Annotated in this window: 18 protein-coding genes and 1 pseudogene; 7 read left to right on the top strand and 12 right to left on the bottom strand. The window is 71.4% G+C overall.

What is annotated here, in order from left to right; all coding sequences use genetic code 11:
* Nucleotides 1-79 precede the first annotated feature (79 nt).
* Complete coding sequence (gene aceA, locus ACZ6I3_RS27410) at nt 80-1,363, bottom strand: isocitrate lyase (protein WP_469418168.1); 1,284 nt, start codon at nt 1,361-1,363, stop codon at nt 80-82.
* A 378-nt stretch (nt 1,364-1,741) separates the two neighbouring features.
* Here aceA and ACZ6I3_RS27405 point away from each other — a divergent pair, with 378 nt between their 5' ends.
* Entirely contained in the window at nt 1,742-3,148 is a 1,407-nt protein-coding gene (locus ACZ6I3_RS27405) for a short-chain fatty acyl-CoA regulator family protein (RefSeq protein ID WP_469418166.1), read from the top strand.
* A gap of 59 nt (nt 3,149-3,207) precedes the next feature.
* Here ACZ6I3_RS27405 and ACZ6I3_RS27400 read toward each other — a convergent pair whose 3' ends face one another.
* Nucleotides 3,208-5,331: a glycoside hydrolase family 97 protein gene (locus ACZ6I3_RS27400; RefSeq protein ID WP_469418164.1), complete on the bottom strand. Its 2,124-nt coding sequence runs from the start codon at nt 5,329-5,331 to the stop codon at nt 3,208-3,210.
* Nucleotides 5,332-5,480: 149 nt separating this feature from the next.
* Nucleotides 5,481-5,662 (bottom strand): annotated as a pseudogene (locus tag ACZ6I3_RS27395) (LysR family transcriptional regulator); the annotation flags it as partial.
* Between the two features lie 71 nt (nt 5,663-5,733).
* Between ACZ6I3_RS27395 and ACZ6I3_RS27390 the strand changes: the two are divergent.
* A complete protein-coding gene (locus ACZ6I3_RS27390) occupies nt 5,734-6,147 on the top strand; it encodes a cytidine deaminase family protein (protein WP_469418254.1) in 414 nt (137 codons plus the stop codon).
* A gap of 30 nt (nt 6,148-6,177) precedes the next feature.
* On the opposite strand, the gene ACZ6I3_RS27385 is transcribed toward ACZ6I3_RS27390, so the two are convergent.
* Nucleotides 6,178-8,361, bottom strand: a complete 2,184-nt coding sequence (locus tag ACZ6I3_RS27385) for an endonuclease (RefSeq protein WP_469418162.1) — start codon at nt 8,359-8,361, stop codon at nt 6,178-6,180.
* A gap of 337 nt (nt 8,362-8,698) precedes the next feature.
* On the opposite strand from ACZ6I3_RS27385, the gene ACZ6I3_RS27380 reads away from it, so the two are divergent.
* Genes ACZ6I3_RS27380 through ACZ6I3_RS27370 form a run of 3 tightly spaced genes read left to right on the top strand, consistent with a single transcriptional unit; the run spans nt 8,699 to nt 14,189 of the window.
* Nucleotides 8,699-11,020, top strand: a complete 2,322-nt coding sequence (locus ACZ6I3_RS27380; RefSeq protein ID WP_469418160.1) for a glycosyl hydrolase family 95 catalytic domain-containing protein — start codon at nt 8,699-8,701, stop codon at nt 11,018-11,020.
* A 24-nt stretch (nt 11,021-11,044) separates the two neighbouring features.
* Entirely contained in the window at nt 11,045-12,934 is a 1,890-nt protein-coding gene (locus ACZ6I3_RS27375) for a glycoside hydrolase family 97 protein (protein WP_469418158.1), read from the top strand.
* Nucleotides 12,935-12,953: 19 nt separating this feature from the next.
* A complete protein-coding gene (locus tag ACZ6I3_RS27370) occupies nt 12,954-14,189 on the top strand; it encodes a glycoside hydrolase family 88 protein (RefSeq protein WP_469418157.1) in 1,236 nt (411 codons plus the stop codon).
* On the opposite strand, the gene ACZ6I3_RS27365 is transcribed toward ACZ6I3_RS27370, so the two are convergent.
* From ACZ6I3_RS27365 to ACZ6I3_RS27330, 8 genes are all read right to left on the bottom strand, one after another.
* Nucleotides 14,170-15,591 carry an aminobutyraldehyde dehydrogenase gene (locus tag ACZ6I3_RS27365; RefSeq protein WP_469418155.1) on the bottom strand — a complete coding sequence of 474 codons (1,422 nt, stop codon included), beginning with the start codon at nt 15,589-15,591 and terminating at the stop codon, nt 14,170-14,172. The two genes, ACZ6I3_RS27370 and ACZ6I3_RS27365, sit on opposite strands and share 20 nt — an antisense overlap.
* The gene (locus ACZ6I3_RS27360; RefSeq protein WP_469418153.1) at nt 15,584-16,903 is read right to left on the bottom strand and encodes a flavin monoamine oxidase family protein; all 1,320 of its coding nucleotides are present in this window, start codon (nt 16,901-16,903) and stop codon (nt 15,584-15,586) included. The genes ACZ6I3_RS27365 and ACZ6I3_RS27360 overlap by 8 nt, the downstream gene beginning before the upstream one ends.
* A 31-nt stretch (nt 16,904-16,934) precedes the next feature.
* Entirely contained in the window at nt 16,935-18,005 is a 1,071-nt protein-coding gene (locus tag ACZ6I3_RS27355; protein ID WP_469418152.1) for an ABC transporter ATP-binding protein, read from the bottom strand.
* 3 nt (nt 18,006-18,008) lie between these two features.
* Nucleotides 18,009-18,287, bottom strand: coding sequence for an ABC transporter permease (locus ACZ6I3_RS27350; protein WP_469418150.1), 279 nt, complete (start codon nt 18,285-18,287; stop codon nt 18,009-18,011).
* Entirely contained in the window at nt 18,284-18,889 is a 606-nt protein-coding gene (locus tag ACZ6I3_RS27345; protein ID WP_469418148.1) for an ABC transporter permease, read from the bottom strand. The genes ACZ6I3_RS27350 and ACZ6I3_RS27345 overlap by 4 nt, the downstream gene beginning before the upstream one ends.
* Nucleotides 18,886-19,779: an ABC transporter permease gene (locus ACZ6I3_RS27340; RefSeq protein ID WP_469418146.1), complete on the bottom strand. Its 894-nt coding sequence runs from the start codon at nt 19,777-19,779 to the stop codon at nt 18,886-18,888. Before ACZ6I3_RS27340 ends, ACZ6I3_RS27345 begins: the two co-directional genes overlap by 4 nt.
* 3 nt (nt 19,780-19,782) lie before the next feature.
* On the bottom strand, nt 19,783-20,907 hold the full coding sequence (locus ACZ6I3_RS27335; protein WP_469418144.1) for a polyamine ABC transporter substrate-binding protein: 1,125 nt from the start codon (nt 20,905-20,907) through the stop codon (nt 19,783-19,785).
* Between the two features lie 195 nt (nt 20,908-21,102).
* Entirely contained in the window at nt 21,103-22,278 is a 1,176-nt protein-coding gene (locus ACZ6I3_RS27330; protein WP_469418143.1) for an aromatic ring-hydroxylating oxygenase subunit alpha, read from the bottom strand.
* A 303-nt stretch (nt 22,279-22,581) separates the two neighbouring features.
* Between ACZ6I3_RS27330 and ACZ6I3_RS27325 the strand changes: the two genes are divergently transcribed.
* Entirely contained in the window at nt 22,582-22,998 is a 417-nt protein-coding gene (locus ACZ6I3_RS27325) for a hypothetical protein (RefSeq protein ID WP_469418142.1), read from the top strand.
* Nucleotides 22,995-24,236: an NADH-ubiquinone oxidoreductase-F iron-sulfur binding region domain-containing protein gene (locus ACZ6I3_RS27320; protein WP_469418140.1), complete on the top strand. Its 1,242-nt coding sequence runs from the start codon at nt 22,995-22,997 to the stop codon at nt 24,234-24,236. The genes ACZ6I3_RS27325 and ACZ6I3_RS27320 overlap by 4 nt, the downstream gene beginning before the upstream one ends.
* Nucleotides 24,237-24,258: the final 22 nt, after the last annotated feature.

Raw genomic sequence — 24,258 nt, 5'->3', positions numbered from 1 at the left:
GGAGAGCGAGGGCCGCACCGGGACGGTGGTACGGCCCCCGCTCGGCCGGGGCGGACCGGACGGCGTCCTCGAGGACGGCCTAGTGGAACTGCTCCTCCTCCGTGGAACCGGAGAGCGCGGTCGTGGAGGAGGTGGGGTTGACGGCGGTGGAGACCAGGTCGAAGTAGCCGGTGCCGACCTCGCGCTGGTGCTTGACGGCGGTGAAGCCCTGCGCCTGCGCGGCGAACTCCCGCTCCTGGAGGTCGACGTAGGCGGTCATGCCGTGCTCGGCGTAGCCGCGGGCGAGGTCGAACATGCCGTGGTTGAGGGAGTGGAAGCCGGCCAGGGTGATGAACTGGAACTTGTAGCCCATGGCGCCCAGTTCACGCTGGAACTTGGCGATCTGGTCGTCGTCCAGCGCGGCCTTCCAGTTGAAGGACGGCGAGCAGTTGTACGCGAGCATCTGGTCCGGGTACTGAGCGTGGATGGCCTCGGCGAACTCGCGGGCCTGGGCGAGGTCCGGGGTGCCGGTCTCGACCCAGATGAGGTCGGCGTAGGGGGCGTAGGCCAGGCCGCGGGAGATGACCGGCGCCATGCCGCCCCGGACCCGGTAGAAGCCCTCCGCCGTGCGCTCACCCGTCACGAACTCGGCGTCGCGCTCGTCGACATCGCTGGTGAGCAGGTTCGCGGCGAGCGCGTCGGTGCGGGCGATGATCACCGTGGGAGTGTCGGCGAGGTCGGCGGCGAGCCGGGCCGCGTTCAGGGTGCGGATGTGCTGGGAGGTCGGGACGAGAACCTTGCCGCCGAGGTGACCGCACTTCTTCTCCGAGGCGAGCTGGTCCTCGTAGTGGATGCCGGCCGCGCCGGCCGCGATCATCGCCTTGGTCAGCTCGAAGGCGTTCAGCGGGCCGCCGAACCCGGCCTCCGCGTCGGCGACGATCGGGGCGAGCCAGTCGGTCGTGTCGCCGGCGCCCTCGGCGGTGGCGATCTGGTCGGCGCGCAGCAGCGCGTTGTTGATCCGGCGCACCACCTGGGGCACGGAGTTGGCTGGGTACAGGCTCTGGTCGGGGTAGGTGTGGCCGGCCTGGTTGGCGTCGGCCGCGACCTGCCAGCCGGAGAGGTAGATCGCCTGGAGCCCGGCCTTGACCTGCTGCACGGCCTGGCCGCCGGTGAGGGCGCCGAGAGCGTGGATGTAGTCCCGCTCGTGCAGCTGGCGCCACAGCCGCTCGGCGCCGCGCCGGGCCAGGGTCTGCTGCTCACGGACACTGCCGGAGAGCCGCACCACGTCCTCGGCGGTGTAGGTGCGCTCGATGCCCTGCCACCGGGGATCGGTGGCCCAGCGCCGCGCGAGTTCCTCGGCTGCCTGTGTCCTAGCCTCTGCCATGACTGTCACCGTCTCCTCGGTATGTAAAGGGGTGCCAATCCCCACCTCGTCGCTGCGAAGGACTGGCACTGTGTGTCTCTTACTGGAGTGCGGCCCGCCTGCCTGCCGTAGGGCGGAGCTGAGCAATGCTTGCCCGGAAGTGCTGCCTGCTGCCGGGGTCTCCGACGTCAGGGCATGAATCGTGCCCGGTGCAGGGCCTGCGCTGCCGGAGGTCCGGCGGGCCGCACTGAGACTCTCGCAGTGGCACTCAGTGCCATCAAGGGTGGACGGATGCCAACTTCTGCGAATCTTCACGGCTGTATTTGCCAAGTTTGCGAAGGGCCGCTACGGCTCTCTGTCGCGTACGCTGACGGACATCTCAGGGGAGGTTGGAGCAGGGTGAGCAAGATCTACGCGGGCCCGCGGCTGCGGCGGCTGCGCGAGGAGCGCCGGATGAGCCAGGCGGAGCTGGCCCGCGTGCTGGCGATCTCGCCCAGCTATCTGAACCAGATGGAGCACGACTCCCGGCCGCTCACCGTCCCGGTCCTGCTGAAGCTGACCGAGGCCTTCGGCGTCGACCCGGGTTTCTTCTCCGAGCGGGACACGAGCCGGCTGCTGGCGGATCTGCGCGAGACGCTGTCGGGCGAGATCGCCGAAGCCCGGGTGTCCCCGAACGACCTCGCCGAACTGGCCTCCCGGATGCCCGAGGTCGCCCAGGTCCTGCTCAACCTCGGCCGCCGCAACCAGCGGTTGTCCGAGCGGCTCGCCGGAGCCGCGGACGGCCGCGCCGGCGGGCAGGGCGTGGCGTCCTCACCCCACGAGGAGATCCGGGACTTCTTCTACCGCCGCCAGAACTACCTGCACGACACCGACCTCGCGGCCGAACAGCTCGCCGGGGAGATCGGCATCCGGCCGGGGGAGGTCGTCCGCGCCCTGACCGCCAGACTCGCCGACGGCCACGGCGTCCACCTGGCCGCCGCCACCGGCGACCGGCTCCACCACTACGACGAAGCCGCCCGCACCCTCCACCTGTCGGCCCGCCTCCGCCCGGGGCAGCGGGCGTTCCGGATGGCCATCCAGCTGGCCCTGCTCGCCTACGGCGACGAACTCGACCGCCAGGCCGCCGAGGACTTCCCGGCCGGTTCCCCCACCCACGCCCTGGCCCGGATCGGCATCGCCAACTACTTCGCCGCCGCCCTGATCCTCCCGTACGCCGCCTTCCACACGGCGGCCGAGGAGTTCCGCTACGACATCGAACGCCTCACCGACCGCTACGGCCTCGGCTACGAGACGGTCTGCCACCGGCTGAGCACCCTGCAACGGCCCCGGCTGCGCGGTGTGCCCTTCTCGTTCGTCCGCGTGGACCGGGCCGGGAACATGTCCAAGCGGCAGTCGGCCACGGGGTTCCACTTCTCCCGGGCCGGGGGCACCTGCCCGCTGTGGAACGTCTACGAGGCGTTCGCCGCCCCCGGCCGCATCCACGTCCAGATCGCCGAAATGCCCGACGGGCAGAGGTACTTGTGGACGGCCCGGGCGGTCACCCGGCACCGCGGCGGCTGGGGCGAACCCGGCAAGACCTTCGCCATCGGCCTCGGCTGCGAGATCCGCCACGCCCACCGGGTCGTCTACTCAGACGGCCTCGACCTCGCCAACGCCTCGGCCGCCACCCCCATCGGCATGGGCTGCCGCGTCTGCGAACGACTCGAATGCCCCCAACGCGCGGTGCCGCCCCTGGGCCGTGCCCTGCGGATCGACCAGAACAGCAGCACCTTCGTGCCGTATCCGGTGGCGGATCCGACGAGGTGAGGCCGGAGGCCTGCCCGAATCGACCGACTCGGGCAGGTGCCGTCATCGGGCAGGCGTCTTCAGATCACGGCGATGAACCCTCCGAAGGGGGCGGTGTCCACGCTGAACCGGTCGCCTCTCGGCGTGCTGTGGCGCAGGGTGCGGTCGGTGCCGGAGGTGTCGGCGAACAGCCGGACCTTCGCGGGGCGGCGCAAGCCGAGGTCGCGGAGGTCGAAGGCCAGCCGCTGCGCCTGGCCGGTGGGCGGCGCGTAGCCGGGGGCCGAGGAGTCGAGGCCGGGGGAGAGGCTGAGGGTCCTGCCGTTGACGCCGGCGACATACCAGGTGCGGCCCTTGCGACGGGCGACGACGACATGGCTGCCGGGGTCGGCGGCCAGGAAACGCGTCTCGTCCCAGGCGACCGGGACGGTGCTCAGCAGCGCGCGGACCTCGGGCGGCTGACCTAGGTAGGCCTCGGGGCTGTCGGCGAAGCCGTTGAACCCGGACTGGTAGACGACGGTGAGGGCCAGCTCATGGGCGTCGGTGGTGTGGCGCGGACTCTCCGGGAGGGCGTACGGGGAGAGCAGGGTGGTGCCGTAGTCGAAGCCGCCGACGATGTTCCGGGAGACGGCGGCGATGGTCGTCTGCTCGGGTATCTGGTCGGCCAGCGGCTTGGTGTTGGAGTAGTTCTCGCTGGCCATGCCCGCCTCGACGCCGAGCAGGTGCGGGTAGGTGCGGTCCCAGCCGCGGGGGATCGTGGTGTTGTGCAGCACGATGTGCAGCCGGTAGCGGGCGGCGTCCTCGATCACCTCCCGCTGCCAGGCGATGAGCTGCTGCTTGTCGGCCTCCCACATGTCGGCCTTGATGCCGGCGATGCCGAGGTCGCGCAGCTTCCCGAAGTGGGCGCGTCGCGTGGCCGCGTCGACGAGCAGATCGCGGGGAGTGCCGGTACCGGTGTTGTTCCCGCCCCCTGAGTTGTGCCAGAGGAAGAGCTTCAGCCCGCGCCGGTCGGCCTCGGCGACGATCCGCTCCAGAGGCACCCGGTTCCCGGCCGCGTCGGTCATCTGGTCCCAGCGGGCGTCGACGAGCGCGTACGGCCAGCCCATCTCCTCGCCCAGATCGAACCAACGGAGCGTCTGCTCCAGGCTCTTGGGACTGTCGTGGGCCATCATCCAGCTGAAGGTCGCGGCCCCGGGCCGGACCCAGGATGTGTCGTCCAGCCGGCAGGGCACCCCGAGGTCGGTCGGGAGCGTCGTGTCGGCGACCGCCGCGGCCGTCCGGGCCACCGCGACGAAGCGCCAGGGCGTCTGCCAGGCCCCGCTCACCTGCGGCGTACCGGGACCGAGAGTGCCGAGCGCCTCGTCGTCGTAGGGGAAGGCGACGGTGTACGTCACCTGCCCGGTGGCCGGGTCGAGGGCGGGCTGCGAGAGGTGGCAGGCCGGGTAGGTGCCGTCCATGCCGGACTCGCTCGCGAGCACCCACCACTCCTGGCCTTGGCGCGCGGCCGTGCGGGCCAGCAGCGGGAAGGAGGCGCCGCGCGGGGAGGTGGTCGCGGCACCGAGCGCCGGAACGGCGTGCTGGTCGCGGGGGATGTACCACTCCTGGTACTTGGGCTTCTGGACCGTGTACGGCAGCGTGAACCGCGCACCACCGTCGGCCGGAACACGCAGCGTCAGACCGGTGGACTCGGCGGCCACGGTGTGGGTGACCCCGTCGTGGCGGTCGGGGAACCGGTACCGGAAGGCGACGCCCTCGGCGTCGGCGCGCAGCACGACGTCCATCGGCAGGCCCTTGGCGTTGCGCAGCGACACGACCCGCTCGGTCATCCGCTTGCGGACCCGGGAGACCTTCCCCTGGAGCAGCTCGTAGTCGACGACGACCGCCCTCGGACGGCCCCGGTCGGTGAGGGTGAGGCGCGTGGCGAAGTCGGCGTCGTCCAAGGTGAGTCCCAGCGGGCTGGGCGGGACGACCTCGACTCCGTCCACCGCGACCGCGTAGGTCGCCGTCCCCGCGTTCAGGACCAGCGCGAGCTCGACACGGCCGTCCTGCGAGGTGACGCTCACCTTCCCGCTCCCGGCCTGCGAGCCTGTGGCCGGGGCGGCCGCCTGCGCGGACGTCGCCGAGAACGGCAGCGCGACCGCCGCTGCCGTCGCCCCTGCGGCGATGACGGATCTTCTGGACGGCTTGCCTGGATCTGCACTGCTCACAGTGTTTCTCTCTCTTTGTGCTGGTTGGTGCGGCGCCACATCGTGCGCGCCGGTACCGGAACCCGAGGGGGCACCGAGGTGAAGAGCTGTCGAGCGACCCGACAACTCTCCGGTCTCCGGAGGGGAGCGAGGCCGCCGGGACCTCACCGTCAGAGAGAGGTGAACGCCGTGGCGAGGTGGTCGAGCAGGGGCGCCGCGCAGGGGTGCGGGTCGCGCCGCGGGGTGATCGTGTAGACGCCGCGGGCCGGGGGAGGATGAGCGCGATGGCGTGACCGGTCGCGACCAGGGCCAGCTTGCCGGGCAGATCGGCCGCGACGAGGTCGATGCGGGCTCGCCCACAAGGCCTATCACCGACACTCGTGAGGATCCTTCGCGGAAGCGGACCTCACGAAAGCAGAGATGATGACCACGCAGACGCACCACGTCGACGACGAACTCATCGAGGCGGCGGCTCACATCGCCCGCACTCGGTGCCGTGGCGACCAGCACACCATGGCGGCCGCGGCCCGCGCCCAGGACGGGCGGATCGTCACGGCGGTGAACGTCTACCACTTCACCGGAGGCCCCTGCGCCGAGCTGGCCCTCATCGGCGCGGCAGCCACCCAGGGGGTCTACGAGCTGGACACGATCGTCGCCGTGGGAGACCGCGACCGGGGGGTCGTCCCTCCGTGCGGACGGTGCCGTCAGGTGCTTCTCGACTACTTTCCAGCCCTCAAGGTCATCGTCGGCGAGGACGACCGCGTCCGAACCGTCCGTATCACCGACCTGCTCCCCGAGAGCTATGTCTGGGCCGATCACCAGGGCGATGCCGAGTAGATCGCTGTCCGGCGCGAGTTGACGCGGGTCTCAGGGCCAGACCCCGGAGAAGTCGATCGCGCGGGCCCACTCGGGATGGTCTATCAGCGGATTCCGGTTGCCCTGTATCTCCGCGATGGCCGCGTTGCGGTGCAGTTCGTACTCGCTGACTGCCTCGCTCTCGTGCCACCGCAGCAGGACGGGCAGCCGGTCTTCGGGGAACTCCTGCGCGACATCGCCGACCTGGCCCGGATAGCGCAGCAGGAAGTACAGGGTGGCTCGGGCGACCACGCCCCTGCACTTCTCCGGTTCGAATCCCACGCTCTCGCGCTTCCCGCACGCGTCCCGGACGGTTTCCTCGTAGTCGGGGAAGTCGAAGTACGGGAAGTTGCCGCGGTAACTGTTGCAGCCGGCCTCGCACGTGAACAGATGATGCAGGTCGCCCCGCATGGGCTCCTTCGCGTGGAACCACGACTGCGGCACCACATGCTCGCAGTTGAACGGCATGGACGCCTCCAGCGCGCGGAACTCGGCCTCGAATTCGGCCGGCCCCGCCGTCCGCTCCCGCAGCAGCAGCTCCCGCTCGCGGGCCAGCCGGGTCTCCTCCACGGCCGCGTCGGCCCGTATGACCTCCTCGGCGGAGAAGCCCTGGCCGGAGTAGATGCTGCGCAGCCGTCCGTCCTTGTGCAGGTCGACCCACGGGTAGACCAGCCGCATCGGCTTGTACCTGGGCTTGGGCGCATGGGTCTCGGCCAGCAGCGTCGTCAGCGCGCGGCGCAGCGCGTCGCCGTCGTCGGTGCGGACGTCCGCGTAGTACGCGGCGCGCGCGGCGGCGTCCGCGGACCGGTCGTAGTAGGGACGTTCCCGGGAGAGTCGGTGATGCGTCAGGGCCGCGTCGATGTCCTTCCCGACCGCCGAGACGACGTCCGGCTGCCCGTCCGAAGAGGGCTGTGGTGTCGGTGCGCGTGCGGGCAGCGGAGCCGCGAGGGCGGCCGAAGGGGAGGAGGTGCCGAAGTCGAGGGTGATCCGCAGCGGGAGGACGAGCTGAGCGGAACCGTCGGCCGCGTGAGACGGAGCCCCGTCCTGTGAACCGTTGGCGCCCGCCAGGGTGGGCCTGCCGGCGGAGGACGGCATCGACGGCGTGTTCTCCTCGGGAGACGGGTCGAGCCCCGTGGTGGACACCTCGTCCCGCAGCTCTGCCGCCTCGCCGGTCAGGGGCGCCTCGTGCAGGGACCGCAGCACGCGGCTGATCCGCACCCCCTCGTTGGCCCGCCAGGCCAGTTGCTGCTCGCCCGTCTCCGGCCGCCACACCGTGCCGTCGACGCTCAGCGGCCTGCCCTCGGCATCGGTCTTCGGAACGGCCGAGTGATGCAGCGCCACGACTTCCCACTGGTCGTTGAAGACCGGAGAGCCCGAGGACCCCTCACGGGTGTCGGACTCGTAGTGCAGGAACCGCTCCAGTACGTCGACGATCTGGTTCTCGCGCAGCGCGATCTGCTTTGGCTCGCCGCGCGGGTGCTGGATGATGTTGACGAACTCCCCGATGACGGCCTTGCCTTGTGCCTCACTGAGGATGAGCCGGCCGAACGACGACAGCGCCTCGCCCTGCGCGCCGCGTGGGGCAACCGCGACGAGGGTGTAGTCCAGCGCCCGGTCGGTGACGAAGCACCGGAGCGGCTCCAGCGGGAAGACCGCCGGTACGAGCGGGTTGCCGTCGGTGCCGTCCTGGAAGGCGAAGGCGACCTTGCCGCGGCCGGCCTCCTGCGCGTCGCCCAGGACGTGGTTGTTGGTGAGCAGCAGGGAGGGGGAGACCATGAAGCCGGTGCCGTGTCCGCCGCCCGGCCCGCTGATGGTGATCCGGCCGACCGAGCGCGAGACCTTGGCACCCTCCTCCAGGAACGCGACCGGGGTGAGGTTGTTGCGCCCGATGAGGCGCTCCAGTCCCAGCGCGTCACTGGTGAAGCTCTCCGGGGGCAGGCCCAGGGTGCTCCCCGCGCCGCCGGCGGGTTCCGTCGGTGTCCGCTCGATCGCCCGCGCCATGGCCCAGTCGGCGCCGAGACGTGCCAGCCGCTTCTCGATCCGCTCGGGCGTATCCGCGTACAGCACGCCACGCGTCTCGAGGACGGACCGGTTTCTTTCACGCTGCTCGGTGCGGTTCCCGTAGCGGGCTGCGGCCATCGTCAGTTGCGACAGATAGTCCGACTCTCGTTCGGAAGCGAGTTCCGCCGTGGCCATGATCCGCCTCCTGGCCTGTGATCGGGGCGGTGGTGTCCGAGACGCGTGCTTCTCAGCAAGCCGTATATATACCGATGTTTTCAGACGTGAGATACATGCGCAAAAGGGGCCAGGACGACCGCCCGTTGGTGAACACCCTGGCCGAGGACGCGCGGTGCACCCACGACGAACTGGCCCGGGATGCTCGTCCCGTGACTGCGTGCTGCGTGTCTGACGCCCCACTCCCTGGCGATACATCGGATGAGTCACGTCACTGGGGTCATTGACAGGTCCACGAGTACTGCTAGGTTCCGCGATACACCCGATGTATTGATGATCCGTCAGCTCTGGAGGACGTATGACCTCACAGCCGGAGCACCATTCGAAGGTGGCCCGCAGAGCCGTACTCGGCACCGCGATCTCGGGCGCGGCAGCAGCCGCCCTGCCCGGAACGGCCCACGCGGAGGACCCAGAACGGACGGTGCCGTCCGCCGCTGACGGGGGCGGCAGACGACCCTGGAGACTCCGCGACACCATGACGACCGACGGCGCCTGGGCGACGTTCCTGCGCGGCCAGGACCTGCTGTGGACCAGGCTGCCCACCCGCTGGTACGAGGGCCCGTTCCTCGGCGACGGGCTGCTCGGCAGCATGATCTACCGGGAGCCCGGGGCCAACCGCATCCGCTTCACCGTCCAGCACGCCCGGGTCCAGGACCACCGCCCCGAGTTCGGCAGCGGCTGGGGCACCTGCCGTCTGCCCGTGGGGCACCTGACCCTCGACCCGGTCGGCACCATCACCGCCGTCGACTGGCGGCTGAGCCTGTGGAACGCCGAACTCACCGGCACCGTCACCACCACCGCCGGCACGCTCACCCTCTCCGCCCTCGTCCACGACGAGGTGCTCGCCGTCCGGGCCCGGGCCGCCGGCGGCGAGCGCACCGTCTGGACCTTCCACCCCGAGGAGGCCATCAGCCCCCGCAAGATCCAGGAGGCCCCGCCCGCCGACTACACCCCCAACCCGCCCTGGACCACCCGGACCGCCGCCGACGGCACCGAGCAGGTGCTCCAGCCCCTCACCGGCGGCCAGACCGCCACCGCCCACCGGCGCGACGGCGACGACATGCTGCTCAGCGTCGGGCACAGCGCCCCCTCCACCACCGCCGCCGAGGCCGACTCGCTCCGCAACCTGCGGCGAGCGACCTCGTACGGCGCTCTCAGACGACGGCACACCCGCTGGTGGCACGCCTTCTACAAGAAGAGCTTCGTCTCGTTCCCCGACCAGCGGCTGCAGAGCTTCCACTGGATCCAGCTCTACAAGGTCGCCTCCGCCAGCCGCGCCGACGGACCCGTGATGGCCACCTGCGGGCCGTGGCTGGAGCCCACCCCCTGGCCCGCGGTCTGGTGGAACCTCAACATCCAGCTGGAGTACTGGCTCGTCCACGGCTCCAACCACCTGGAACTCGACGCGCTCGCCACCACCCTGCGCCGCAACCAGGAACAGCTCATCGCCAACGTGCCCGCCGCCTACCGCGCCGACAGCTCCGGCGTCGGACGCAGCTCCGACATGTTCGCCAACCGGGGGGTGGGCAGGCCCGGCTCCGGCTCCGAGGTCGGCAACCTCACCTGGGCGCTGCACAACGTGTGGCTGTCCTACCGGCACTCCATGGACGAGGCCCTGCTGCGCGACACCGTCTTCCCGTTGCTCCGCCGGGCCGTCGCCTACTACCTGCACTTCCTCACGCCGGGCAGCGACGGCAAGCTCCACCTGCCGAGCACACTCTCGCCCGAATACCCGGTCGTACCGCCGCAGGACACCACCTACGACCTGGCCCTGATCCGCTGGGCCTGCCAAACCCTCATCGAGTCCGCCGAACTCCTCGGCATCGACGACGAGTCGGCCCCGCGCTGGCACGAGGTGCTGGCCAAGCTCACGCCCTACCCGGTCGACGGCAACGGCTACATGATCGGTGCCGGCACCCCGTACGCCCAGTCCCACCGCCACTACTCGCACCTGCTGATGGTGTACCCGCTGTACCTCGTCAACTGGGACCAGCCCGAGAACCGCGACCTGATCACCAGGTCGATCGAGCACTGGCACGCGCTGACCGGCGCCCATCGCGGCTACAGCTACACCGGTGCCGCCTCGATGTACGCGATGACCGGCGACGGCGACACCGCGATCACGTATCTGCGGAAGTTCTTCGACACCTCCACCCGCTACCCCTGCCAGGCCAACACCCACTACACCGAGGCCGGTCCGGTCATCGAGACGCCGCTGTCCGCCTCACAGTCCCTGCACGACATGTTCTGCCAGAGCTGGGGCGGGGTGATCCGCGTCTTCCCGGCCGTCCCCACCGCGTGGGCGGACCTCACCCTGCACGACTTCCGCACGCAGGGCGCCTTCCTGGTCAGCGCCGTCCGCGCGGCAGGCAAGACCCGGTTCATCCGGATCAGAAGCCTGGCGGGCGAGCCGCTCAAGCTGAAGCACGGGCTCAGCGGCCGGCTCACGGTGCTCCTCGACGACGGCCGCCCCGCCCGCACCCGCGACCTCGGCGACGGGGTGCTCTCCATCGAGCTGCCCAAGGGCCGCGAGGTGCTCGTCCACTCCGGCTCCCGCCCCGACCTCGTCATCGCGCCCGTCACCGCCGGCGAACCGGGCCCCGCCTGGGGACTGCCGTAAAGCCCACACACCTCGGAGGGTTCCATGGCCGTTCCGATCAGAACCGCGGTCGCCGCGCTGTGCACCGGCCTCGCGGCCACACTCCTCACGACCGCTCCCGCCCGGGCCGAGAAGCAGGAACACACCTGGGCGGTGTCCGCCTCCGCGCACGCACCCCGCGCACGGATATCCCTGGACGAAAGCGCCGGCACACTGAGCCTGTCCGTGACCCGTACCGGGCGTACGGTCATCGAGCCGTCGCCCGTCGGCATCGTCACCGAACAGGCCGATCTCTCCAAGGACTTGCGCTTCCTGCACCGGAAGAGCCGGACGGTCGACGAGCGGTACCGCACCAAGTCCGGCAAACGACTGGACCGCCGGGTCCGCATGAACGAGGCCCGGCTGTCGTTCGCCACCCCGACGGGCGCCCGGCTGGACCTCGTCGTCCGCGCCTCCGCCGACGGCGTCGCCTACCGGTACGTCCTGCCCGCCGCGTCCGGCGATGTGCTCGGCGAGACCTCCGCATTCCATGTGCCGCCGGACGCGAGCGCGTGGCTGGGCACCTACCGGGCCGACAACGAGGGCCAGTTCGTGCAGTACACGGCCGCCACCGCGCCCACCGGCGCGTACTCGGCCCAGGCGCTGTTCGCGACCGACGGCGGCTACACCCTGCTCGCCGAATCCGACCTCACCGGCGCCTACTCCGGCGCCCGGCTCGCGCACGACCAGGGCACCGGCACCTACCGCGTCGAGCTCGCCGACGACCGGGTCCGCACCGACGGCCCCCTCGCCACCCCCTGGCGGGCCATGGTCACCGGTGACCTCGCCACCGTCACCCGCTCCACCTTCACGGACGACCTCGCCCCCGCCTCCAAGGCCGGCGACACCTCCTGGATCAAACCCGGCACCGCCCTGTGGACCTGGCTCGCCGGCGGCCGCCCGGCCGGGCAGAGCCTCGCCGCGCAGAAGGCCTACGTCGACTACGCCGCCGAACGCGGCTGGCCCTACGAGGCCGTCGACGCGGGCTGGTACTTCAAGGCCGGCGCCTGGGACACCACCGACCCGGACTGGCAGACCAACAGCTGGATGCCCGAACTCGTCGCGTACGCGCGTGCCAAGGGCGTCGGCATCATCGTCTGGATCCACCAGCGCGACCTCGACACGGCCGAGGAACGCGCCCGATGGCTGCCCACCCTGGAACGCTGGGGCGTCAAGGGCGTCAAGATCGACTTCATGGACTCGGAGGCACAGTCCACACTCCGCTGGTACGACGCCATCCTCCCGGAGACCGCGGCCCACCACCTTCTGGTCAACTTCCACGGCTCCACGATCCCCAAGGGCATCCAGCGCACCTGGCCGCACGTCATGACCCTGGAGGGCGTCGCCGGCGAGGAGAAGCGCACCAACACCGCCGCCCACCTCACCACCCTGCCCTTCACCCGCAACGTCACCGGCTCCATGGACTTCACCCCCGGCGCGTTCCAGCGCGTCGGCCTGCGCCCCAACTCCGACGCCGCCGAGGTCGGCCTCACCGTCGCCTACGAGTCGGGGCTGCAGATGTTCGCCGGCACCCCCGAGTCGTACGACGCCCGGCCGCTCGCCCGGGACTACTTCGACCAGGTTCCCGCCGCCTGGGACGACACCCGGCTGCTCGCCGGGCGTCCCGGACAGGAAGCCGTGCTCGCCCGCCGCGGCGGCGACCGCTGGTTCCTCGGCGGGGTGTACGCCGGTGCCGCCCGCCGGGCCGAGGTGCCGCTGACCATCGGCCCGGGACGCTGGCTGGTCGAGACGGTCGAGGACGGTACCGGGGGGCTCGTCCAGAAGCGTCACGTACTGCGCGGCGGCGACACGCTCGCCGTGGACGTCGTGGCCAATGGGGGCTTCGCCGGCATCGCCTGTGCCTGGCGCCCGGGCCTGACCAGTTGTCACCGCTGAGCATTCCTGGAGGACCAGCATGAGTGTTTCCCGACGTACGGTGCTGGCCACGGCGGCCGGTGCCGTGGCGACCGGCGCTTCCCCGACACCGGCCGCGGCCGCCGGCACATCCCCGGCACCGAACCTGCGGAAGCTCCGCGCGGCCGCCGACTACGCCGTCGAGAAGCTCCGCGTCGTCGCACCGACCGTGACCGCCTTCCCCGTCGGCACGAAGTTCGAGAAGTGGGTCTACTCGCAGAACGGCGACTGGGTCGGCGGGTTCTGGCCGGGCACGCTGTGGATGGCATGGCTCCACAGCAAGGACGAGACCTTCCGCACCCTGGCACTGGCCTCGGCGCGGAGGCTGGCCCCGCGGCAGTACGACACCGGCACCCACGACCTCGGTTTCCTCTTCTACCCGTCCTGGGTCACCGCCTGGCGGCTGACGGGCGACGAGGTCTGGCAAGCGGGTGCCTTGCGGGCGGCCGACTCTCTGATCCAGCGGTACAACCCGCGCGGGTGCTTCATCAGAGCGTGGGGAGCGCTGAACGACGAGAAGAACGCCGGCCGGGTGATCATCGACACGATGATGAACCTCGACCTGCTGGCGTTCGCGAGCCGCCGCACCGGCGACGCGAAGTACCTGGACATCGCCGTGGAGCACGCGAGGACGACCCGGCGGGTCTTCCCCCGCCCGGACGGATCGACCCCGCACGTCTACGACTTCGACCCCGACAGCGGCGCCCCGGTCGGCCCGAACACCGTCCAGGGGTACAGCCCCACGTCGTGCTGGTCGCGTGGGCAGGCGTGGGGACTGTACGGATTCACCACGATGTACCGGAGGACCGGGAACCGGGACTTCCTGGCCACCGCCCGCAAGCTGGCGGACTTCGCGGTCGGAGCACTGACCCCGGACCACGTCCCGGTGTGGGACTACCGGGCGCCGCAGCAGCCCCACGACATCAAGGACGCGTCGGCCGGAGCGATCACGGCCTGCGGCCTCCTCGACCTGTCCGCCGCCACCGGCCAACAGGCCTATCGCGAGGTGGCGTTACGGCTGCTCACCGCCCTCTCGGAGACCTGCCTGACGCGGAACTCGGCACGGGCGGAAGCGGTGGTGGCCCGCTGCACCCGCCACCGCCCGAACGAGGACGGCGTCGAGATCTCTCTCCCGTACGCCGACTACTACCTGCTGGAGGGCATTCTGCGGGTCCTGCGGCCGGGGGACGTGGACCGGGCGATCGATCTCTCCTCGGTCACAGCATCACATGCTTGACCTGCGTGTAGTCGAGCAGTCCGGTGAGCGAGAGGTCGCTGCCGTACCCGGAGTGGCCTACGCCCCCGTGCGGCATCTCCGACACCGTCGTGCCATGGGTGTTGACCCAGACGATGCCGGTCCGCAGCGCGCGGCTCGCCCGCATGGCCCGGTCGTGGTCGCGGGTCCAGACGCTCGCCGCGAGCCCCTGGGGAACGCCGTTGGCCAGGCGGAAGGCCTCGGACTCGTCGGTGAAGGGCTGGACGGTGACGACCGGGCCGAACACCTCGCTCCGTACGATCTCGTCCTCCTGCCGCGCCCCGGCGACCACCGTGGCCTGGTGGAAGTAGCCGGGGCGGGGCAGGGCCGAGCCGCCGGTGACGATCTCGGTGTGGCCCGGAAGCCGTTCCAACATGCCGCGTACATGGGCGAGTTGGGCGGCGTTGGCGAGCGGGCCGAACGCGGCCCGCTCGTCGTCCGGTGCTCCGGGCCGTCGGCCGGCGGCCCGTTCGGCGAAGCGGGCCAGGAATCGGTCGTGCACGCGCCGGTCGACCAGGATCCTGGTCGCGGCCGTGCAGTCCTGCCCCGCGTTGTAGAAGGACAGCGACGACAACTGCTCCACCGCGTCGTCGAGATCGGCGTCCGCGTGGATCAGCACCGGGGCGTTGCCGCCGAGTTCCAGGTGGAGCCGCTTGAGATCGGCGGCCGCCGCGGCGGCGATCTCCTGCCCCGCGCGGACGCTGCCGGTGACGGCCACCAGCCGCACGTCGGGGTGGCCGACGAGGGACCGCCCGGTGTCGCGGTCGCCGCACACGACGTTGAGCACGCCGGGCGGCAGCTGCTCGGCGGCCAGCCGGGCCAGGAACACGGCCGAAGACGGGGTGGTGTCGGACGGTTTCAGGACGACCGTGTTGCCGGCGGCCAGCGCCGGGGCGATCTTCCACACGGCCATCATCAGCGGATAGTTCCACGGGGTGATCTGGGCACAGACGCCGACCGGCTCGCGGCGCAGCACGGAGGTACGGCCCGGGGTGTACTCGGCGGCCGCCGCACCCGGCAGATTGCGGGCGGCTCCCGCGAAGTACCGCAACACATCGACGATCGCGGGCAGTTCGTCACCCAGGAACAGCGCGCGCGGCTTGCCCGTGTCGGCCACCTCGGCGCTCGCCACCGCACCGGCGTCCCGCTCCAGCGCGTCGGCGATCCGCAGCAGCGCGGCCTGCCGCTGCGCCGGAGTCGTCACCGACCAGCCGGGGAAGGCCTCTTCGGCCGCCCGGCAGGCCGCGTCCACGTCCTCGGGGCCGGAGAGCGGGGCCGTGCCGTGCGGGAGTCCGGTGGCCGGGTCGACCAGGCGCAGGGTGGCGCCGGAGGCCGCCGGTACCTCCTTGCCGCCGATGTGGTTCAGACGGTCGTTGTCACCCACGGCGCAGTGCCTCCTCGGCGGCGGCGCGGCCGGTGCGGACGGCGCCCTCCATGTATCCGGCGACCCACTGGTCGGAGCCGCAGACATAGAACGGCGGTTCATGGGTGCCGTGCGGCGGACCGACCGCCATGACCTCGCCCGGCGACCACTGGGTGACATAGCCCTGAGTCCAGGGGTCGGTGCCCCACAGCCGCAGATGGCAGGCGGTCGGGCGGAGCGCCTCGTCGCCGAACAGGCCTGCCATCTCGGCGAGCAGTTCGGGGGTGCGCCGCTGCGGCGGGGTGCCGAGCAGGACGCCGTAGCGCTCGGGCGGGACCAGGGCCGACAGGACGCCCTCGTTCTGTGGCCAGGTGCTGGCCAGCACGCCCTCGGTCTCGGACAGTCCGTTCAGATCGGCGTCCCGCCAGAAGGGACGGTCGTAGACGGCGGCGAACTTCGCGGCCGTCGCGTGGCGTTGGCGGTGCAGGGAGGCGATCCGGGCCTCGCCGACCCCGCTGATCGCGACGGACCGCAGCGGGCCCACCGGGAGGGCGCTCACCACAGCGTTCGCGGTGAGGATCTCGCCGGTGACCAGGCGTACGACGCAACGGTCCGGGCGGATGTCCAGCGCGGCGACGGGGGAGCCGAGCCGGATGCGCGCTCCCAGCTCGCGGCCCATGACCTCGGCGAGCGTCGCCGAGCCGTCGGCCAGTCGCAGTCCCTCCCAGTCCTCGTAGTCGTAGTCGCCCGTGCCAGGCCCGGGGACCGCCGCGCTCTTGCGCAGCGCCGCCAGCAGGGAGATCCGCTCGTAGGAGCCGCCGGCCAGGGCGAGTTGGCCGATGTCCCACAGGCGCACCACGGCGGGCGTGGCCTGCCGGGAGCGCAGCCAGTCCGCCACCGACAGCCGGTCCAGGGCGGTCGCGTCCGGATGCGACCACGGATCGTCCGGGTCGACGGTGGCGGCCAGACCGGTGAACTCGGCGCTCAGGCGCTCGTGCAGGGCCGTGTCGCCGGGTCCGAACCAGTGCGGCGGATCGCCGGCCGAGAGGCCCTCCGGGGTGGCCCGGGTCATGCGGCCCGGCTCGGCGACATAGCTGGGGACCAGCTTCAGGCCCAGCTCCTCGGCGAGCCGGAGATAGGCGGTGTGCCCACGGCCGACGACCTCACCGCCCAGCTGGACGGTACGGCCGTCGGGCGTGCGGGTCTGCTCGACCCGGCCGCCGACCCGGTCGCGGGCCTCCAGAACGAGCACGTCGGTGCCGGCGGCGGCCAGGTCCCGGGCGGCGGAGAGCCCCGCCAGCCCGGCACCCAGCACGATCACGTCGTGATGCATGGGTTCGCTTTCGTCAGAGGTGTCGGGGCGTTCAGGCCAGGACCAGGCAGTGCTCCGGCCGCCAGCCGAACTCCACCGTCTCGCCGCCGCACCAGCGGTCCTCCATGCGCGCACGGGCCGTGTTCTGCTCCAGCACCGACAGCGTGACGCCCGGGGCGAGATCGATCAGATAGGTCGTGGTGGGGCCGCTGTAGACGGTCTCGCGGATGACGCCGCTCAGCATCGACATGCCGGGCTCGAAGTCCGACAGCCAGATCTTCTCGGGGCGTACGGACACGCTGACGGCGGTGCCGTCCGCGATCTCGGACCGGGGGCCGACGGGCAGCGCGGGTCCCTTCTCCAGCGTCACCTCACCGCCCCGGTAGGTGCCCGTCATCAGGTTGGAGGTCCCCATGAAGGAGGCGACGAAGCCGGTGGCGGGGTGCTCGTAGATGTCCTCGGGGGTGCCGCACTGCTCGATGCGGCCCTCGTTCATCACGGCGATCCGGTCGGACATGGTCAGCGCCTCGTCCTGGTCGTGCGTGACGAAGACGAAGGTGATGCCGACCTCGCGCTGGATCTGCTTCAGCTCGACCTGCATCTGCCGGCGCAGCTTCAGGTCGAGGGCGGCCAGCGGCTCGTCGAGGAGCAGGACGGCCGGACGGTTGACCAGCGCGCGGGCCAGCGCGACGCGCTGCCGCTGACCGCCGGAGAGCGTGCCGGGCTTGCGGTCGGCCAGCCCGGCGAGCTGGATCAGCTCCAGCATCTCGCCGACCCGCTGCCGGATCTCCGCTTTGGCGACGCCCTTGCGCTTGAGGCCGAAGCCCACGTTGTCGGCGATGCTCAGATGGTCGAAGAGGGCGTAGCTCTGGAAGACCGTGTTGACGTTGCGCCTGTTCGGCGGCAGCGCCGTCACGTCCTCACCGCCGAGCAGCACCGCTCCCTCGGTGGGGTCGCTGAACCCGCCGATCATGCGCAGCGTCGTGGTCTTGCCGCAGCCGGACGGGCCCAGCAGGGAGAAGAAGGCGCCGGCCTCGATGTCGAGATCGAGCTGGTGGACGGCGTAGGAGTCGGCGAACTGCTTGGAGACGCCGTCGAGCCGGACGGCGGGGGTCGCGTCCATGGGTCACTTCCCGGAGAAGAGGTCGAGGCCGCCGCGGCGGCCGAAGAGGCGCGGGATGAACAGGGCCAGGGCGATCAGGGCGATGGATCCCGCGAGCATCAGGGTGCCGACCGCGTTGATGGTGGGCTGCACCCCGAAACGGATCGCCGAGTAGATCCGCACCGACAGCGGCTGCGGGTCGACGCCGGTGGTGAAGTAGGCGAGCACGAAGTCGTCGAAGACCAGCGCGAAGATCAGCACGGCACTGGCCAGTACGGCGGGCAGCAGCGCCGGCAGTGTCACCAGCCGGACCCCTGCCACCGGGTGGCCCCGAGGTCCATGGCGGCCTCCTCCACCTCCGGGTTCAGCGCGGCGACCCGCGAGCGGAGGACGACCGTGACGTACGAGATGGAGAAGGTGATCTCGGCGAGCATCACCGTGCCGGTGGACAGCGGCACGCCCAGTCCCTTGAACAGCAGCATCGACGCCACGCCCGTGACGATCTCCGGCGTGATCAGCGGCACCAGCATGACCAGGCCGGCCAGCGAGCCCAGCCGGGTGCGGCACCGGACCAGGCCGAGCGCCAGCGCCACCCCGAGGAGGAGCGAACCGGCCATCGCCACCAGGGAGACGCGCAGGCTGGTGCCCAGGGAGGCGAGGAGGACGTCGTCGTGGGCGAAGGCGCGGTACCAGCGCAGGCTGAACCCGTCGAACACCGTCAGCGACTTCTGGGAGTTGAAGGAGAACAGCGCCACCACGGCGATGGGCAGATAGAGCAGCGCGAAGAACAGCCCGGTGACGGCGACGAGGACACGGGGCCTGCGATGGGCGCGGCCACGCCGCGTACGGGGCCCGACGGCCGCACGGGCCGGGGCGGTGGGGGAGGGGAGCCGGAGCAGGGTCATCGGCGTGCCTCCGCCTCGTCCTTGCGGGTCCGCCGCAGATAGCCGAGCATCCCGATCAGCAGGACCAGCATCAGCAGCATGGTGAGCGCGGATCCCAGCGGCCAGTTCTGGCCCTGGAAGAACTTGTCCTGGATGAGGTTGCCGATCATGATCTGGTCCGGGCCTCCCATGAGCTGTGCGCTGACGAAGTCGCCCATCGCGGGCAGGAAGACCAGGACGAGCCCGGCCGCCGCGCCCTGCCGGGTGGCGGGCAGGGTGACGAAGAAGAAGGTGCGGACCGGGCCGCCGTACAGATCGCGGCCGGCCTCGATGAGGGAGACGTCCAGCCGTTCCAGGGCCGCGTACAGCGGGATGATCATGAAGACCACGAAGCCGTAGACGAGCCCCGCGACCACGCCGAAGCCGCTGTTGAGGATCTTCGTGCCGGCGTCGGCGAGCCCCGCCGCGCGCAGCGTGCGCAGCACGGGACCGTCGTCGGAGAGGACCACCGACCAGCCGTACATCCGCACCAGGTAGTTGGCGAAGAACGGCACCACGATCGCGGCGATCAGCGCGTGCTTGTACCGCCCGCCGTGCAGGGCGATGGTGTACGCCACCGGATAGGCGATCAGCAGACAGATCAGGCAGGTCAGCAGCGCGTAGCCGAGCGAGCGGGCCAGGACCTCGGTGTAGGCGGGGTCCGCGAGGGCGCGGATGCCGGCGAGGTCGAAGCCGAAGCGCGGATTGCCCAGCTCGTCGGTGGTGCCGACAGCCAGGACGGCGACGAGGACCAGCGAGGCGATCAGGAAGCCCGTCATCCAGATGGTGCCGGGCAGCATGAGCCAGGTCCAGACGCGGGTGCCGTCGGCATCCCGGCGGCGGGTGCGGGAGGAGTGGCGCGGCAGTGCCATGTCTCAGCCCGCCTTCACATGGGTCCAGGCGGTGTCGCGGGCGTCCTCCGCCGCGCGGCCGCCGTTGCGGAAGAACAGGTCGGCCTTCAGGTCCGCCTCGGTGACCAGGCACTCGGGAAAGGGTTCGACCAGGTCGGCGTAGACCTTCTCGGCGCCCGCGACCGGCATCGGGTAGCCGATGTACTCGATGTTCCTCTTCACGTTCTCCGGCCGCAGCATGTAGTCGATGAACAGCATCGCGGTGCCGGGGTGGGGCGCGTTCCAGGGGATGGCGTAGCAGTCGGAGTTGATCGGCGAGCCCTCCTTGGGGGCCTGGAAGCCGAACACCGACGGGTCCTCGGCCTGGTTGAGCATGGCGGCCATGTCGCCGCTCCACGCCTGCTGGATCAGCGCGTTGCCGTTGAGGAGGTTGTTGTAGCTGTCGCTGGAGAAGCCGCGCAGCCGCGGTCGCAGGGTGCCCAGCAGCGAGGTGATCCGGTCGAGGTCGCCGGTGGCACCGGAACTGACGTCGAGACCGAGCGCGAGGGCGCCCATGCCGAGCACCTCGTCACGGTCGTCCAGCAGGAACACCTTGCCCTTGGCCCTGTCGCTCCACAGGTCCCGCCAGCTGTCGGCGAGTTCACCGATCCGGTCGCGACGCCAGCCGATGCCGGTCTTGTACGTCGTGAAGGGGACCGTGTGCGCCGAGCCGGGGTCGTACCAGGGGTCGGCGAAGTAGTCGTAGGTGCCGAACACGGCGCGGGCGTTGGCGAGCCGGGAGTGGTCGATACGGCGCAGCCGGCCGCCGCGGACCAGGCGCTGGGCCCATTTGGCCGAGGGGAAGACGACGTCGTAGCGGTTGCCGGCGTTGAGCTTGGCGACCATGCCTTCCATCGAGTCGAAGTTCGACTGGACGACCTTGACGCCGTACTCCTTCTCGAAGCCCTTGAACACGGCCGGGTCGACGTAGTCGGCCCAGTTGAAGTACACGAGGTCGCCGTCGACGCGTGGCTCGACCGGGGCGAGCCGGTCGGGGCCGGGTTTCTTCGCGGGCAGGAACCCGCAGCCGCCGGCCGCGGCGCCCAGCAGGCCGCAGGCGCCCGCCCGCAGCACGGCACGGCGGGACGGCGGTATTGCCTCGGGGGACATGAACGTCCTCTCCGTCGAGGAACGGCACAACTCCAGGGCGGGACCGGCTGGTCGGCTCACTTCAGGCCCTGATTCCGCAGTGAAGACCGGTCTGGGGAGGGTGCGTACGCGCGGGTCAGAAGGCGCGCGGTAAGGACGACGGGAGCCGGACGGCGGCGTCGCGCGGATGCGGTGAGCTCGCGGCTCTGAAAGGCATCACTCGGTGATTCCCTCCAGGTCCTCCCGGACCCGGCGCGCGAACCAGCCCACCGCGGCCTCACGCTGCGAGAGGGGGCCCGGTTCGAAACCGGGGGTGCGCATCCCGGCCTGTACCCGTTCCACCAGCTCGGCGTCCTCGTCGTTGGTGACCCAGCCGATGTGGATGTTGAGCCGCCGGGCCAGCCGGGTGCGGACGTCCTCGCCGAGCTTGGTGTAGAAGGCGCCGGGGATCGCCGCCCGGTCCTGGGCGGTGGGCAGGGCGGTCCACGCGAGCACGTGGTCAGGGTAGAAGTCGATGAGCGTGTTGGGATAGATCACGGCGTACCGCCATACCCGCCGGTCGGCCTCGGCCAGCCCCGGCATCGGGGTCGCCAGCCGCTGGTAGAGCCGCTCGGTCCAGTTCGAGGACGGCTTGTCGCGCAGCGGGGACTCGAACAGGACGTAGTGCTCCCGTACGTCCACCGTGTACGCCTGGTAGTCGAGCAGGCGCATGAGCGAGGGGTGGGCCACGGGGACGTGGTAGCCCTCCAGATAGTTGTCGACGATCACCTTCCAGTTGGCGTTCTGCTCCTCGCCGCCGGTCAGATCGTGGATGCGGTGCTTGCCGACGGGCACGAGACCCGGCCCCGCGTAGCGTCCCACGGCCTCGGCGAGCCCGGCGCAGGTCTCGGAGAGGGGCGTCGCCTCCAGGTCGAGGTTGACGAAGACGAAGCCGAGGAAGGACTCGACATTGACCGGGTGCAGCCCGAGCCCGGGCTTGTCCAGGCAGGGGATCCGGCGGGCCTCGGGGGCGCCGACCAGCCGTCCGTCCAGTTTGTAGGTCCAGCCGTGGTACGGGCAGCGGATCGCCTTGCCCGACGGCTCGGGGGCGGAGACCAGGCGGGTGCCGCGGTGCCGGCAGACATTGAGGTGGGCCGCGAGGCCGCCGTCCTCGGTCCGGACGACCAGCACCTCCCGGCCGGCGGCGGTGGCGGTGAGCCGGGCGCCCGGCCCCGGCAGGTCCGACTCGTGGCAGACGAGCTGCCAGGACTTGGCGAAGACGCGGTCGGTCTCGGCCTGTGCGATGGCCGGATCGGTGTAGTAGCGGGCGGGCAGCGCTTCCCCGGGGTGTTCGAGCGGCGCCTGGGGCGGGGGAGAGGTGACGGTCTCTGCCCGGGTGGTCGAGGGGTGCATGGGGTCCTCCTCCGCGCCGCGGTGGCGGCGATGGGCGGTGAGGCTGATCGGACTGACTGACTGATTGGTTAGTCAGAGTGAGACCGTCGCGGAAGCAAGTCAAGACTTGTGGGCTGACTGATTGGTTAGTTAGTCTCGTGGTAGGCGGATGGCCGGTATCCGACGACGGATGCCCAGGCGCACCCCGCCCCGTACAGCTCCCCCGCCCTTCTCGCCACGGCGCCGGAGCGTCCCCACTCTCGTCATCGCCGCGCCACCCCCGTCTCCGGACCACCCGGGGACGGCGCGACCCCGGAGGCACGCATGAGCGCTCGCCGAAGTCTGGTTTGGCTCGGCCTCACGCCCGAACCCGAACAGGAACTGCCCACCGCGGTGGCCGCCCTGCGGGCCCGGGCGGACGGCCGCCCGACGCCGCCCCTCGTCGCCGCCGAGCGACAGCGGGTCGAGCGGCTGGTGCTGCGCGGCACACAGCGCGGCTGGCTGCGCTATCTGCGCGAAGTCACGGAGCTGGTCGTCGAGGCGGCGGGATCCCGGACCGCCGACCCGGGGGCGGCGCTGCTGGCCGGCGAGGTCGTCCTCGACCACCACCGCATGCTGATCGGCCTGCCCGGGGCCGGCTACGAGCGCACCGCCGCACAACGGCTGGAGCTGGAGCGGGCGTTGACCCGGCTGAGGTCTCGCACACCCCTGGGGCACTCTGAACTCAGGAGCACCCTGTGACCGGCGTGTTCTCTCTCCTCCCCGAAAGCGTCCTGGTCCCGGAAGGCGTCCTGTTCCCGTCGCCTTCCGGCGCCGAGGACCTCTCCCGGTATCTCGCCGGGGGCGGCTACGCGCCGCAGCCCGCGCCCGACCGGTTGCTCGATCAGATCGGCGCAGCGGGACTGCGCGGCCGCGGCGGCGCCGGTTTCCCGGCCGCCGTCAAGCTCCGCGCCGTCCGAGACGCACCGGGTCCGCACGTCGTCGTCGCCAACGGCGAGGAGGGCGAGCCCGGCTCCGTCAAGGACCGCTGGCTGCTGCGCCACCGGCCGCACGCGGTCCTGGACGGGCTGCGGCTGGCCGCGGCCGTCACCCGGGCCGGACGCGGCTTCGTGTACCTCTCCGACGACCTGGCCGAGCAGGCGGTCCGGCGTGCGCTCGCCGAGCGTCCGTCCGACCTGCCCGTGGACGTCGTACGGACGGAGCACACCTACGTCGCGGGGGAGGAGACGGCGGTCGTACGGCGGATCGACGGCGGCCCGGCCCTGCCGACCGCGAAACCACCGCGTCCGTTCGAAAGCGGTGTCGGGGGCGCGCCCACGCTCGTCGCCAACGTGGAGACGCTGGCCCGGATCGCGCTGATCCACGCGCGGCCCGACGCCACGGCCCTCGTCGCCGGTACTCATCTGGTGACCCTCTCGGGTGCCGCCGACGCGGCGCTCGTCGAGGTGCCCGCCGGTACGCATCTGAAGGTCCTCGCCGACCTCTGCGGATACGGCACGGCCGAAGCGGTCCTGCTGGGCGGCCTGTTCGGCGGTCTGTACGGCGAGGGCTGGACGGACCTGCCGCTCGACCACGACCAGCTGCGCGCGGCCGGCGGTGCGCTCGGCTGCGGAGCACTGTACTTCCCCGGTCCGGAGGACTGCCCGGTCGCCGTGGCCGTCGAGGCCGTCGCCCATCTCGCGGCACAGAGCACCCGGCAGTGCGGGGTGTGCGTGTCCGGCACCGGGGCGCTGGCCAAGACCCTGGCGGCCGTCGCACACGGCGAGGCCGGCCAGGACGCGGTCGCCAAGCTGCGCCGCTGGTCGGAGCAACTGCCGGGCCGCGGGGCCTGCGGGCTGCTCGATGCCGCCGCCCGGATCGCGGGCACCCTCCTCACCCACTTCCCGGACCGGACCACCGCCCACCGCCGCCCCGGCTGCCCCGTCTGCGCGGGCACCGCGCCCGAGGACGGGCGCCGCTTCACCGTGCCGGTGCCCTGAACCCCACCCCGCCCTCTATACG

The organism is Streptomyces sp. NPDC041940, assembly GCF_055589465.1.
Note: the sequence above shows the minus strand (reverse complement) of the source record. Positions and strands in the feature narration are given on the sequence as shown.

Bases quoted from the DNA above. Each gene is read 5' to 3' on its own strand.
- aceA (WP_469418168.1), bottom strand. From the start codon at position 1,363: ATGGCAGAGGCTAGGACACAGGCAGCCGAGGAACTCGCGCGGCGCTGG.
- ACZ6I3_RS27390 (WP_469418254.1), top strand. From the start codon at position 5,734: ATGACCACGCAGACGCACCACGTCGACGACGAACTCATCGAGGCGGCG.
- ACZ6I3_RS27385 (WP_469418162.1), bottom strand. From the start codon at position 8,361: ATGGCCACGGCGGAACTCGCTTCCGAACGAGAGTCGGACTATCTGTCG.
- ACZ6I3_RS27380 (WP_469418160.1), top strand. From the start codon at position 8,699: ATGACCTCACAGCCGGAGCACCATTCGAAGGTGGCCCGCAGAGCCGTA.
- ACZ6I3_RS27375 (WP_469418158.1), top strand. From the start codon at position 11,045: ATGGCCGTTCCGATCAGAACCGCGGTCGCCGCGCTGTGCACCGGCCTC.
- ACZ6I3_RS27370 (WP_469418157.1), top strand. From the start codon at position 12,954: ATGAGTGTTTCCCGACGTACGGTGCTGGCCACGGCGGCCGGTGCCGTG.
- ACZ6I3_RS27360 (WP_469418153.1), bottom strand. From the start codon at position 16,903: ATGCATCACGACGTGATCGTGCTGGGTGCCGGGCTGGCGGGGCTCTCC.
- ACZ6I3_RS27355 (WP_469418152.1), bottom strand. From the start codon at position 18,005: ATGGACGCGACCCCCGCCGTCCGGCTCGACGGCGTCTCCAAGCAGTTC.
- ACZ6I3_RS27345 (WP_469418148.1), bottom strand. From the start codon at position 18,889: ATGACCCTGCTCCGGCTCCCCTCCCCCACCGCCCCGGCCCGTGCGGCC.
- ACZ6I3_RS27340 (WP_469418146.1), bottom strand. From the start codon at position 19,779: ATGGCACTGCCGCGCCACTCCTCCCGCACCCGCCGCCGGGATGCCGAC.
- ACZ6I3_RS27335 (WP_469418144.1), bottom strand. From the start codon at position 20,907: ATGTCCCCCGAGGCAATACCGCCGTCCCGCCGTGCCGTGCTGCGGGCG.
- ACZ6I3_RS27330 (WP_469418143.1), bottom strand. From the start codon at position 22,278: ATGCACCCCTCGACCACCCGGGCAGAGACCGTCACCTCTCCCCCGCCC.
- ACZ6I3_RS27325 (WP_469418142.1), top strand. From the start codon at position 22,582: ATGAGCGCTCGCCGAAGTCTGGTTTGGCTCGGCCTCACGCCCGAACCC.